This is a genomic window from Mycobacterium sp. NGS22 (assembly GCF_059813095.1).
Map to the genome: position 1 here is coordinate 96,622 of NZ_JCALDY010000011.1, position 12,945 is coordinate 109,566.

The window sequence follows — 12,945 nt, forward strand, 5'->3', positions numbered from 1 at the left end:
GAAACCGCAACGGAAGGTTGGTGACTCTCCACACCGCGCTGGCTCACCTGCACCATGGATGTCGCGGTGCTTGTCGCCGTCAGTGGAGGGTCCGGGTGGCCTGGAGGCGATGGGCGAGGCCGCTGGCTCGCATCGCGCGCCGCTCGATTGCGGCGCGCACGGTCGCCTCCGACCCCACCACCCGGACCTTCTTCTTGGCGCGAGTGACCGCGGTGTAGAACAGCTCACGGGTCAACAACCGCGAATCCTCTTGCGGCATCAGCACAGTCACCTCATCGGCCTGGCTGCCCTGGCTCTTGTGGATCGTCATGGTGTGCATGGTTTCGACGTCGGAGAGCCGACTGGTGGCGAACTCGAGCAACTCGTCGGCACCGGCGACGACCGCGCGTAGCTGCCCTTCGCTGTCCAGCACCGTCACCCCGGTGTCGCCGTTGTAGACGCCCAGCCCGTAGTCGTTGGTCGTGACGAGCACCGGTCGGCCGGCATACCACGAGGACCAGATCGGTTCGCCCGTCGCTTCGGTTATCCAGCGCTCGATCTGCCGGTTCCAGTGCTGGACGCCGAATGGACCGCGCCGGTGCGCACACAGCAGCCGGTGCTCGTCCAGCGTGGCCAGCGCGGTCGCCGCATCGCCGAGCACGGCCGCCTGTCGCAGCCGCAACGCATGCGGCACCAGCACAGCACGCAGCCGGTCGGCAGAATCATCGCTGTCGATCCACTCGACGTGATCCCCGCCGGCCCGCAGCACGTCGACGGCCGTGCCGGTGTCGCCGGAACGGATCGCGGCCGCCAGCTCGCCGATGGATTCTCCGAACCGGTGCGAAGTCTGCAGCGCCGCGAGTGCGGCGTCCCGGGGTCCCAGCCCGTCGACCAGGTCGGCCAGCACCGCGCCGGCCTCCACCGAGGCCAACTGGTCGGGGTCCCCGACCAGCAACAGCCGCGCCTGAGGACGCACCGATTCCAGCAGCCGGGCCATCATGGTCAGCGACACCATCGACGTCTCGTCGACCACGATGACATCGTGCGGCAACCGGTTACCACGATGGTGGTAGAACCGCGACGAGGTATCGGGCCGCCTGCCCAGCAGCCGGTGCAAGGTCGTTGCCCGCAATCCCGAGACCCGTTGCCGGTCAACCGGTTCCAGCTTGTCGATTTCCAACTGCACGGCCTCATTCAACCGCGCCGCGGCCTTACCCGTGGGTGCCGACAAGGCGATGCGCAGCGGCGGTTTGCCGTCCAGTTGCGCCTGTTCGGCGAACAGTGCCAGCAGCCGCGCCACCGTGGTCGTCTTGCCGGTCCCTGGACCGCCGGTCAACACGGTCAGACCTTGTCGCAGCGCGACGGTCGCCGCCGCGCGCTGTTCCTCGTAGCCGGCCGGAAACAGACGGTTGATTCCCGGCGGATCCGGCGCCGCGTGCGCCGACAGCAGAGCAGAAAAGTCCTCGGCGACCTGTTGCTCCTCGAGCCAGTATCTGTCCAGGTACAGCAGCCGGCCGTCGTAAACTCTCAATACCGGTGGGGATCCGGCCAGCGGGCTGGCCGAGACCGCGGCGAGCAACTCGTCACCCGTCGGCCACGGCAAACCGGCCACGCCGACCTGCGATTCGACGGATCCCAAGTCGACGCACACCGAGCCGCCCCGCAGCGCGCGCACCGCCAACGCGACAGCCAGTGCAACCGTCGGGTTCGACTCACCGGCCATCGTGGTGAGTCGTTGCGCGACATGCACATCCGCGGACTCGATCACTCCGGCCTCGTTGAAAGTGAGCAAGATGCCGGTGGCGCTGACCACCCGCCGCCGGTCGGCGGGGTCGATGATCTCGGTCGACGGCGCCGTCATGCCGCCGCCGTGCGCGCGTCGAGCAGATCGGATAACTCGCTGATCAGTGCGGTCGGCGGTGCCCAGCTGAAGACCCCGGCCGGATGGCCGTCCACCATCGGAGTGGCGGGCCCGCACATCCCCCGCAGGAACAGGTACAGCACACCACCGAGATGCCGCTGCGGATCGTAATCGGGCTGCCGCCAGCGCAGAAACCGGTGCAGCACAACGCTGTACAGCAATGCCTGCAGTGGATAGTCCGAGTGCAGCATCGCCTCGGCCAGCCGCGGGCGGGTGTGGTCGGCGGCGCTCAACGGCCGGTCCGGATCACCGAGCCAGTTGGTTTTGTAATCGACGACCAGGTAGCGGGGGCCGCAGTCGGTGGAAATCCGCAGCACCGCGTCGATCGAACCGCTGAGGTAGCCGCGCAGCGACTGTCCGCCCAGCGGTTCGCCGGCCAGACGCTCGGCATACGACACCAGCGGGTCGTCGGCGGGCAGGTGTGACCGTAGCAGCCGCCCGACGTCGGCGAGTCGGATGTCGGCGGCGTCGACCCGAACGTCGCCGCCCGCGACCCGAACGTCGCCGCCCGCGACCCGAACGTCGCCGCCCGCGAGTGGGAACTCGAAGTCCAACTCGCGCAACCGGTCTCGCAGACCGATCTGACGCAACGTCAGCCCGTCGGCCAGCGGCCCCAGGGGAGTGTCGTGCATCGGGACCATGGCGGCGGCCAACTCGGCGGCCGACACGTCCAACGGCCACCACACCGCATGGGTACGGATCTGCGCCTCGAGTTCACCGGCCAGATCCGCCGCGAACGGGTCGGCGGTCTCCAGCACCGCGTGCACGAGCGTGCCGAACTTCGCGCCGGTCGGCAGCGCGCCCATCGGCGAGGGCACATCCGGCACCGCAGCGACCTCGGTCAACGGGATGTCGCTGACTTCGTCGTCCAATTCGGCGACCTCGGGCTCGCTGGTCACGCCGAGGGGTGCCGCCTGCTCGGTCACCCGGATCAGGCCCGAGTAGGAGGTACGCCGCCAGGCGGTGTCGATCGGGCGATGGAAGTGCCGGATATCCAGGTCGTGCGGCAGTAGCGGCGCGGAAACGCTTGGGGCGGAACCGATCACGGACTCCTCCAGCACCGGCCCGCCCGCGGTCTCCCACTCCTGCAGCCGGGCCCACGCCTGGTCGTCGTCGATCTTGGTCGGAATGCAGCGGTCCGGAACCACCGACTCCCCGGGTCGCCTGCCCCGCAACAGTCGCGACAGACCGCCATTGGGCTCGTCGTGCGCAGGTGACCACCAGGCCACCACCTGTGACTGGGCTCGGGTCATCGCGACATAGGTGAGCCGGCTGTCGTCGTTGGCGGATTCCTGGACACCGAGTTGTTCGACTTCGGCGAAGTCCGGGCTGTCCTTGCCGCCGACGTGCAGACAGCGCACTTCCCCGTCGTGGAACAGCACCGGCTCGCGTTGCTGGATGTTGCGATTGAACGCGAAAGGCAGATACACGATCGGGTATTGCAGGCCCTTGCTCACCCAGACCGTCATGACCTGGACGGCGGCTGCGTCGCTGTCGATTCTGCGGTTGCGTTCGCCGCCGCTACCCCGATCCTCGCGCTGGTCGCGCAGCCAATCCCGCAGTGCCGGCAACGAATAGCGCTCGCGGTGGGCGGTCTCCTGCAACAGTTGCGTGACGTGGGCCAGGTCGGTCATGTGCCGCTCGCCGCCCTGCCACGACAACACCCGGTCGCTCATGCCGCTGCGTTGCGCGGCCTCGTAGATGGCGGCCACCCCGCGTTCCCGGGCATGATCCGCCCACTCGCGCAACGTATCTGCCACCCGGTCGGTCAGCTGGTCACCGCCGGCGGCGAGGTCTTCGGCGCAGTGGCCGAAGAACATCGTCGCTGCGGCGGCACGCACCACGCCGGGGCGGTGCGGCTGGTCGAACGCCTCCAATAAGCACAACCAGTCGTCGGCGGCCGCCGAATCGAACAGATCGGAGTCGCCGGTATACACCGCCGGGATGCCTGCGCCGGTCAGAGCGCGGTGGCAGATGCGGGCGTCTCTATGAGTCTCGACGATCACCGCGACATCGCGCGCCGCGACCGGGTTGCCGTCGTAGGTTGCCCGGCTGGCCAACAGCCCGCCGATGTCGGCGGCGAGGTCGCGACCGATGTGCTCGCGCAGGTCGTCGATCTGAATGTTCTGAATCCCCTTACGGCCGAACGTAGCTCGGCGGACCACGCGAAGCCGGAACGGATCATTGCGCGGGGCGCCGACCAGCCGATGACCCCGGTGATACGCCTGCACATCGTGGACCACGATCTGCGGGTCACCCAACTCGGCCCCGTTCAGCACCGCTTGTAACCGCTCGACCAGCGCGCTGTCGCTGCGCCAGTTCGTGACCAGTGTTCGCTTTTCGCCGGCGGTTTTCGCCGCGTGCAGATAGGTGACGATATCGCCGCCACGAAACGCATAGATGGCCTGCTTCGGGTCGCCGATCAGGATCAGCGTGGACCGTCCGCTGAACGCGCGTTCGAGAACCTGCCATTGCACCGGGTCGGTGTCTTGGAACTCGTCGACCATGACGATCGGCCAGCGCTGGTGCATGCGCGCTCTGGCCGGGGAGTCGCCGGTGTCCAGCGCCTCGGCCAGCCGGCTGAGCAGATCGTCGTACCCGAGGATGCCGCGCCTACGCTTGCGGATCTCCAACTCGGACAGGACTCTTCTCGCGAAGTCGACACGCAATGCCGCAGGGGAGCCGGGTTGGGGTGCCAGGGGCCGCAGCTGCGCGCACGGGTTGTTGACCACCTTGCGGGCCATTCTGAGCGCATCCGGGTAGCTCAGTGCGGGATTGTCGCGCTGATGACCGAAATGGGCGAGATACAGATCGTCGACGATCTCGGTGATCAACTCGTCGAGGTCCTCCACCAGCGTGACACCCGCATCGGTATCACCGGCTACGCCAAGGGATTTGAGGACCAACTGGCAGAACTGATGGATGGTGGCGATCGTCGCGGCGTCGAAGCCGGCCAACGCGTCGCGCAACCGCTGCTTGCGTTCGTCGCGCTGTGTTTGGCTGCCCTCGAGCAGATGGGCGACCAGCTGGTTGTCGCCTACGGTGGTTTCGTCATCGAAAGCGACCAGCGCAGCCAGGATTTGGCAACGCACACGCTCGCGGAGTTCGAGGCTGGCCGCCCGTCCGAACGTGACGAGCAGCATCTGGTCGAGGGTGGCTCGGCCTTCGGCGATATAGCGGGTCACCAGCCCGGCCAGCGCGAACGTTTTGCCGGTGCCGGCGCTGGCTTCCAGCACCGTGGTGGACCGGTCCTTCGGAAGCGGACCCAGCAGATCGAACGGTTGCATCAGCCGGGACTCCTGTCGGCGCGCAGCATGGGCAGCCACAGACGCGCGGCGTAGGCGCCCAGACGGTTGTCCTCGCCGTCGTACTCCTCGCCCGGTCGCAGCGGTTGCATGAGTTTCGACAGCGGCGCGTACCGGCCCCAGGCGCGCTCGTGAGCGGGCGCCTTGTCCTCCCCGGGATACCGGCCGGATTTCCATCGGTATTCGGCCGGAGTCACGGGGTAGTCCCCGTTGTGCCGGGCCGCCGCCCAGGCGTAGGAAGTCTTGACAGGCAACGGGATCGGCTCGCGCCGCCCGGCGTCGTAGATCGCCACCAGCTCCCGCAGCACCTCGATCGCCGACTCCCGCGGGGGACCCAGCCCCAGCTGCCGTGGACTCGTGCCGCGCTTCGGCCGACCGATGCACACCGCCGACCAGTCCCGGCCGGGGTAGTGGGCGAACAAGGCCAACAACGGGATCCACGATCCGAGCAGATGCTTGCCGTCCAGCTTGGAGTACGTCACCGACACCAGCCGGTCGCCGAACACCTCGGGCACGGTGCCGGTCAGCCGTCTGGATCCGAGGTCGATGTCGACGTCGTAGGGTTTGGCTTCGTCGTGGCGGAACTTGCGGGCGGCCGCGGCCAGCAATCCGGCCTGATCCCGGATCTCGTTCACCTTGCGCCAGCCGAGCTGACCGGGCGGCAGGGTGCCCCGGCGCCACTCCGCCTGTCTGGCCTCGTCCGGAGCCATGCCGGCCAGGATGTCGTTGAGCATCCGGTCGCCGACCGTCCATTCCTCGAGCGCGTCGATATCGACCGGCATGGCGTCGGCCACGCCGTCGACGTCCCACGGCAGCGTGTATTCGAGGGCCCGGAAAAACCCTTTGACCGGGTCCTTGAAGAAAGTGATCAAGTCGGCGAGGACGACGTCATCCGGCGCAGGCGGCGGCAGCGGTTCGCCGATGAACTGCGGCTGCGGGGCCCGTGATCCGGTGAGCGAACGGGCCGCCCGCAGGACGATCGGGTCGAAACTGAACGGCACTGCGGGGACGAGTCGGCCGGGCTGCACATTGCGAATGTCGAAGGGCTGCAACGGATGTTCGACGACGATGCGGGAGCGGACCTTTTCCTGCGTCGTGACGTCCAGGGTGTCGAGCAGTTCGGCCAACGGTACCGCGGGTGGTCGGCGCTGACCCGAGTATTCGTTTGCGCCGGTGTAGGTGATGACCAGATGTGTGGTGGCCGCGCCGATGGCGTCGAGCAGCAGTTGGCGGTCTTCGGAACGGATGTCACGCTCACCGGTCAGCGGGCGGCGGGCCAGGACGTCGTCACCGTCGACGACACCGAGTCGCGGGAACACGCCGTCGTCGAGTCCGACCAGGCAGATCACCCGGTGCGGAACCGAACGCATCGGGACCATGGTGCAGACTGTCAGGGTGCCGGTGCGGAAGTTGGCGCGGGTGGGCCGTCCGGCGAGGTGACGCTGCAGCAACGCGCGGATGTCGGTCAGCCGCATCGGGGTTTCCGACCTCGTCCCCGCGGTGTGGAGCACGTCGGCGAACTCGCGCTGCATCTGGCTGCTCTGCCAGATGTCGGCGTCGTCGATGCGGGTCAGCAGGGCGATGCCCTCCGACAGCGCCGCCAACCACTCGCGTAACGGCCGCGTACCGGTGAGGGAGACGACCACCCGCTGCAACCGGTCGACGAATTCGGCGAATCGGCCCACCAATTCGATGCTGTTGCTGCCGACGTCGTCGAGCGGCAACGTCGAGTCGATCCAGGCGTGCGAGGCCTCCGACATCGCGACGCCGGCCAGCACCCGGTCGATGCCGAATCGCCAAGTGTTGTGGACGAAGTCGACGCCGAACGGCTGCCGGTGCTCTCGGTCGAAACCCCATCGGATGTTCGCCTGCCGGACCCAGCTGGTGATGTCCTCGAGATCGTCGTCGCTGAAGCCGAACCGGGCGCGCACCGGCGTCGCCTGGGCGAGGTTGAGCACCTCACTTGCGGTGGCACGACCCCCGGCCAACGCAAGCAGCTGCGAAGCGACACCGAGCAGCGGATTGGTCTGCAACAGGGAACGGTCGGCCAGGCACACCCGCAGCCGATGCCCGGGATGCGAGTCGTGGATCACGTCGCCCATCCCGAAGTCCGCGACGATCAACGGCGCGTAGGTCTCGATGTCGGGGCACATGACGAGGATGTCGCGCGGCTCCAGCGTCGGGTCGTCAGCCAGCAAGCCGAGCAATACCTCGCGCAGCACGTCGATCTGGCGGGCCGGACCATGACAGCTGTGCACCTGGATGGAGCGATCGTCGTGGGCCAACGAGCGTCCTTGCGCGCGGACGGCATTGGCGGTCAGGTCGGATTGCAGCCAGCCCAGCAGGGTGTCCGGGCGGTCGGCCCCGCCGAGCGCCTCATTGGTGGCCGGGCGGGCCGGCAACGCGCGTTGCAGTTCGCGCAGATCCCGACCCAGCGTCGCCAGCAGGGGGTGGCCTACCTTGCGATGGCTGGTGTCCTCGCGCCGCGGCAGGGCGCCGTGATCGCCGGCCAGGGACCGCCAGAGGTCGTCGCTGGGATGCGGCAGCCACAGATGCAACTCGTGATGGGTCGCCACGGCGTCCAGTAATTCGATGTCGGTGCATGCCAGCCGGGTGTGACCGAACAGCGAAAGCCGGGAAGGCAGATCGGCGCGGCCCGCCCGCAAGCCGGCAACCGTCTTGGCGTGCCTGATGTGCGGCGGGTCGGCCGGAACCAGCCTCACCAAGGCCCGCCACAATTCGGGCTGCCAGGCCAGATCGTCATCGAGGTCGGCTACCTCCCCGGCCAACCAGTCGACCAGCAGCCCGGGCCGTTGCCGGGCATAGGACGCGAACAACCCGGCCAGCCGGCGCGCGACCGCATACCGCCGGCCCCGACGCAATTCGGCTTCGTCGTCGACGTCGAAATGCCCGAGATGTCTTGCCAGCGTGCGGCACCACGGCTCGTCCATCGAGCAGTCGATCACCTGCAGCAGCGGCCAGGTCATCGCCTCCGGCGACCACGGGTCGTCCTCGACGGTGCCGGTGATCTCGGCGATCAGCGACGCGGGATTGCGGAACGACACGCCGGCGCACACCCCGTCGCCGCGGTCCGGCGCCGACCCCAATCGGTGGGAAAGTCGCTGGCTCAACCAGCGCTCCACGCCGCGGGCCGGCACCAGCACCAGATCCTCGGCAAACGGGTCCGACGGCGGCTCGGCCAACAGTTCGGCGAGACCGTCGGCAAGGAGATCTGTCCGTTCGGCACGGTGGAGATGAAGCGCCATTGCGGGCCACCATAGACCGGGGGGCCGACAAGTGGGCACGATGGTCGCGACCGGCCCGTTCGCCGGAGCCGTCCCTCGTGGCCGCTGGTTAACGCCGCACCGTTGACGGGCATGCTGAAACCCATGAACCGAAACGAGCTCACCGAGAAGATCGTGATTGCCCGGCTGGCCAAGGGACTGAGCTGGCAGGAACTCGCCGACGCCATCGAGCGCCCGCTGCTGTGGACGACGTCGGCGCTGCTCGGTCAGCACCCGATCCCAACCGAACAGGGCAAGGTCTTGGTGGAGATCCTGGGTTTGGACGAGTCGGCGATACCGGTGCTGGCGGCGCCTCCGATCCGCGGCGGCCTGCCCGATTCGGGAGTGCCGACCGATCCGACCATCTACCGCTTCTACGAAGCCCTGCAGGTCTACGGCGGCGCGCTCAAGGAGGTCATCCACGAACAATTCGGCGACGGCATCATGAGCGCGATCAACTTCAGTATGGACCTGCAAAAGAAGCCGCATCCGTCGGGCGACCGCGTCGTGGTCACCTTCGACGGCAAATTCCTTCCCTACCAATGGACTTCGGCACAGGACTGAAGCCCGCCAAGGAGAGACGATGACGAAACGACGTTCCAGGATGCCGCGTCGCAAACCCGTCGACCTGGTGCTGTCCGGCGGCGGGGTCAAGGGTGTCGGATTGGTGGGGGCCGTGGTCGCCGTGATGGACGCGGGCTATGCGGTGAAACGCGTATCGGGTGTCTCCGCCGGTTCGCTGGTCGGTTCGATCCTGGCCGCAGCGTCCAACGGCGACCAGTTGACCACCGACCAGATCAAGGAGATCGCGCTCACCCTGCCGTATCAGAGATTCCGCGATACCGGACCGGTCGGGCACCTGCCGGTGGTCGGACAGGCCTGGGGACTACTGCGCGAAAACGGCTTGTACAAAGGCGATTTCGCCCACGAATGGATCCGCGGGGAGCTGAAGAACCTCGGCGTCACGACGTTCGGTGATCTCGCCCTGAACGACCGCCAGATCAGTGCCGAGCGCCGCTACCGGTTGGCGGTCACCGTCACCGACATCACGACCGGACAACTGGTGCGACTGCCCTGGGACTACCAGCGGTTGTACGGGTTGGATCCCGACGAGCAGTCGGTGGCCGACGCGGTGCGCGCGTCGATGTCGATTCCGTTCTATTTCCGGCCGGTCACGTTGACCAGTTCCGAGGGACTCACCTCGACGCTCGTCGACGGCGGCGTGCTGTCGAACTTCCCGATCGACTCGTTCGACCGGCCCGATTGCAGGCCGCCGCGCTGGCCGACGTTCGGTATCACTGTGGTGCCCGATCTCCCCGAAGGCAACGACCAGTTGATCCCGGGGCTGAGCGCGCTGCGCCTGCTGGGTCCGCCGTCGGTGCTGCTCGAGCAGCTGATCACCACGATGTTCGTCGGCCACGACCAGACCTATCTGAACCAGCCGTGGGTCAGCGCCCGCGCGATCCGGGTCGATTCGACCGCGGTCAACTTCCTGGATTTCGGGATCTCGCGCCGGGACGCGGAAGCGTTGTACGACAAGGGATATGCCGCGGCCCAGGCGTTCCTGTCGACCTGGAACTGGGTCGAGTACCTCGAACAGTTCCGGCAGTACCAGTAGCCGTCGGGCGATCAGCTCGTCAAAATCTGCGGTGAGAGCTCCTTGAGCATCGCATTCGCCCAGCGCATCTGCCGCAACGTCTCGGGATGGCACCGCGAGGTCACCTCCAGCAGTTCCTCGTCTTTGGCAGCCTGGGCCGCCTGGCTGAGCAGTTCCCAGTCGAGGGACACTCCTGCGGCCAATCGGTGGACGTGGCGCAGTTCAGCCAAGAGCAGCAGTGCGGGTTCGGGGCGGTGTCGCAACATCTCACTCAGTGCGGACTGGTACCGGCCGGCAAGGGGCGAGGTGCGCGGCGTGGCGGACAGCCGCACGCCGTAGTGACGGCCGTGCTCGGCCAGCGCCCGCAGATGGTTCTGGGACCAGCCGGCGAGGTCTTGTGCCAGATGAGAGATGTCCTGATCGGACCGGTGCCGTGCCGCGATGCCGTTGAGCGTGCGCGCCAGTTTGCGTTCCGAGCGGTGCAGTTCACGGATTGCCAACTTGAGTTTCATCGTCGACCTGCCTGTCGATCTGCCGGTCGGCATGCCTGCACCTGTGCTGCGGCGGTCTTGAAGATGGGTTGCTTGGATACCGGGTCCCAATCGGTCAGGGTGAGTTCGTTGCCGGCTCGGTGGTGGCCCTGGCCGCCCGCGTCCCAGTAGCCGTAATGGAAGGGCACGAACAGCACGCCCGGCCGGATCCGGCCGATCCGGGCGGCGCAAATGATGCAGCCACGCGGTGTGGTTACTTCGACGAGTTGACCTTCTTGAATGCTCAGCTGCTGGGCATCGGGTTCGGAGATCTCTACCCAGACCTCCGGTGCGGCACGCTGAAGTTCCGGTGTCCGTGCGGTCTTGGTGCGGGTGTGGAAGTGGTAGACGGTGCGTCCGGTGATCAACACGAACGGGTAGTCGCCGGACGGCTTCTCGTGCGGCGGAATGTATTCCGCAGCCTTGATGATCGCTTTGCCGTACGGGTTCATGGCCCGGTATTCGGTGGGTTCCAACGGTGCGCCGGTGATCAGGTCCTTCCCGTAGGCCTCGCAGTATTCCGGGTCTGCCCAGAACTCGCCGTTGCAGTAGAGTCGTTCGGTCCCGTCGGGATGCTCTGCGTTGCAAGGCCATTGGATGCCGCTGCCGCCGCGCAGCTTTGTATATGTGAGGCCGGTGTAGTCACAGGGACGACCCGCGCTGCACTTCTTCCAAGCCTCGAACGCCGATTCGGCGTCATTCCAGTAGACCAGTGGTCGGTCGTCTTTGTTGCGAAAGTCCATGCGCCGCGCGTAATCCAGGAAAATGTCCAGATCCGAGCGGGCCAGACCTGGTGGCTCGACGGCCTTTTCGGATATGTGCACGGTCCGGTCGGCATTGGTGAAGGTCCCGGTCTTCTCGCCCCAGGCCGCCGCCGGCAACACCACGTCGGCCAGTTCGGCGGTCTCGGTCAAGAAGATGTCCTGGACGACGAGGAAAAGCCGGTCCTGGGAAAGTATCGTGCGGATGCGTGCCAGTTCCGGCAGAGACACCGCTGGATTGGTCGCGGTGACCCAGAGCATGCGCAACGTGCCCTCTTCGGCGAAGCGAAACATCTGCATCGCGTGCGTGGGCGGCGCGTAGTGCGGAATCTGTTGTGGCTCGACGTTCCAGAGCTGGGCGAGTTCGGCGATGTGATCGGGGTTCGCCCAATTGCGAAACCCGGCGAGGTCGCCGTCGGCACCACACTCGCGGGTGTTCTCCGCAGTGGGTTGCCCGTTCATCTGCAGAATCCCGCAACCCGGCCGCCCGAGCATGCCTCGCACCAGATGGATGTTGTTGACCTGAACGCTGGCCGCCGTGGCCTGGTGCGACTGGTAGAAGCCCTGCAACACCGTGGAAAGCAGTCGGTCGGCAGTACCGAGAAGCCGTGCAGCACAACGAATGTCATCAGCTTCGACACCGCAGATCTCGGCCGCGCGGCTTGGCGGGAACTCGGCCACCCGGCGACGCAGCTCGTCAAAACCGACCGTGTGCGCGGCGATGTAGTCGTGGTCCACCCAGTCGTGGGCGAGGATCTCGTGCAACAGCGCATTCATCAGCGCGACATTGGTGCCGGGCAGCGGCGCCAGATGGACGGTGGCGTGCTCGGCGACAGGAGTGCACCTCGGGTCGACGCACACGATCGCCGGCGGGTCGGATCCGGCCAGTCGATCCAGCATCCGTGCCCACAACACGGTCTGTGTTTCGGCGACGTTGTGACCGAACAGCGCGATGACGTCGGCGTGGTCGACGTCGGCGTACGAACCTGGCTGCCCGTCGCATCCGAACGATTCCTTGAGGGCCTCAGCGGCCGTGGCGGTGCACAACCGGGTGTTGCCGTCGACGTGGTTAGTCCCGATCGCCGCGTGCGAGATCACCGCCTGCGTGTAGTACTCCTCGAGAAAGAGCTGCCCGGAGGTGTAGAAGCCGATCGCGCGGGGCCCCAGCTCATTCAGAAGTTCCTTGCTACGCGCGACGATCCGCTCCATCGCGGTGTCCCAGTCGGTGGGCTGCAACTGGCCGCCAACGCGCACGAGGGGAGTGGTGAGCCGGTCTGACGAGGCGTTGGCCTGCCAACCGAACAGATCCTTCGGGTCCAGCCGGCCCCGGTTCACCCGGTCCGCCACCCGCCCCCGCACCCCGACCATGCGATCGTCCTTGACAGCGATGTCGAGGCCGTCGCCGTTGGAATGCAAAACCGCCGCGGACTGCACCCAACGGTCCACGGACCCGACACCGGGGGCGAGGAATTCGTCGAAGCGCTCAGGCCACTGCTCGCCCGCTCCGTACGGAGTCCGCGTTCCCCATGGGTCGGCAATGCGATCCACCGCCATGACGGACGCTTACC

The 12,945-nt window shown here is 67.1% G+C and carries 7 protein-coding genes; 2 read left to right on the plus strand and 5 right to left on the minus strand.

Annotated features, from left to right (window positions below; genetic code table 11):
- Positions 1-79: 79 nt before the first annotated feature.
- Genes recD through recC form a run of 3 tightly spaced genes read right to left on the minus strand, consistent with a single transcriptional unit; the run spans position 80 to position 8,471 of the window.
- Entirely contained in the window at positions 80-1,840 is a 1,761-nt protein-coding gene (gene recD, locus AC5Y47_RS12695) for an exodeoxyribonuclease V subunit alpha (RefSeq protein WP_499944356.1), read from the minus strand.
- Positions 1,837-5,187 carry an exodeoxyribonuclease V subunit beta gene (gene recB / locus AC5Y47_RS12700; RefSeq protein ID WP_499944357.1) on the minus strand — a complete coding sequence of 1,117 codons (3,351 nt, stop codon included), beginning with the start codon at positions 5,185-5,187 and terminating at the stop codon, positions 1,837-1,839. Before recB ends, recD begins: the two co-directional genes overlap by 4 nt.
- Positions 5,187-8,471 (minus strand): exodeoxyribonuclease V subunit gamma, encoded by a 3,285-nt coding sequence (gene recC / locus AC5Y47_RS12705; protein ID WP_499944358.1) that lies wholly within the window; start codon positions 8,469-8,471, stop codon positions 5,187-5,189. The genes recB and recC overlap by 1 nt, the downstream gene beginning before the upstream one ends.
- 123 nt (positions 8,472-8,594) lie before the next feature.
- Here recC and cynS point away from each other — a divergent pair, with 123 nt between their 5' ends.
- Both cynS and AC5Y47_RS12715 read left to right on the plus strand, forming a co-directional pair.
- The gene (gene cynS / locus AC5Y47_RS12710; protein ID WP_499944359.1) at positions 8,595-9,053 is read left to right on the plus strand and encodes a cyanase; all 459 of its coding nucleotides are present in this window, start codon (positions 8,595-8,597) and stop codon (positions 9,051-9,053) included.
- Between the two features lie 19 nt (positions 9,054-9,072).
- Positions 9,073-10,107 carry a patatin-like phospholipase family protein gene (locus AC5Y47_RS12715; RefSeq protein ID WP_499944360.1) on the plus strand — a complete coding sequence of 345 codons (1,035 nt, stop codon included), beginning with the start codon at positions 9,073-9,075 and terminating at the stop codon, positions 10,105-10,107.
- Between the two features lie 11 nt (positions 10,108-10,118).
- Here the strand turns inward: AC5Y47_RS12715 and AC5Y47_RS12720 are convergent, their stop codons facing one another.
- Entirely contained in the window at positions 10,119-10,598 is a 480-nt protein-coding gene (locus AC5Y47_RS12720) for a hypothetical protein (RefSeq protein WP_499944361.1), read from the minus strand.
- Positions 10,595-12,931 carry a molybdopterin oxidoreductase family protein gene (locus AC5Y47_RS12725; RefSeq protein WP_499944362.1) on the minus strand — a complete coding sequence of 779 codons (2,337 nt, stop codon included), beginning with the start codon at positions 12,929-12,931 and terminating at the stop codon, positions 10,595-10,597. Before AC5Y47_RS12725 ends, AC5Y47_RS12720 begins: the two co-directional genes overlap by 4 nt.
- Between the last annotated feature and the right edge of the window lie 14 nt (positions 12,932-12,945).

What these genes read in the sequence shown, in the direction of transcription:
- recD (WP_499944356.1), bottom strand. Translation starts at nt 1,840, where the DNA reads ATGACGGCGCCGTCGACCGAGATCATCGACCCCGCCGACCGGCGGCGG.
- recB (WP_499944357.1), bottom strand. Translation starts at nt 5,187, where the DNA reads ATGCAACCGTTCGATCTGCTGGGTCCGCTTCCGAAGGACCGGTCCACC.
- recC (WP_499944358.1), bottom strand. Translation starts at nt 8,471, where the DNA reads ATGGCGCTTCATCTCCACCGTGCCGAACGGACAGATCTCCTTGCCGAC.
- cynS (WP_499944359.1), top strand. Translation starts at nt 8,595, where the DNA reads ATGAACCGAAACGAGCTCACCGAGAAGATCGTGATTGCCCGGCTGGCC.
- AC5Y47_RS12715 (WP_499944360.1), top strand. Translation starts at nt 9,073, where the DNA reads ATGACGAAACGACGTTCCAGGATGCCGCGTCGCAAACCCGTCGACCTG.
- AC5Y47_RS12720 (WP_499944361.1), bottom strand. Translation starts at nt 10,598, where the DNA reads ATGAAACTCAAGTTGGCAATCCGTGAACTGCACCGCTCGGAACGCAAA.
- AC5Y47_RS12725 (WP_499944362.1), bottom strand. Translation starts at nt 12,931, where the DNA reads ATGGCGGTGGATCGCATTGCCGACCCATGGGGAACGCGGACTCCGTAC.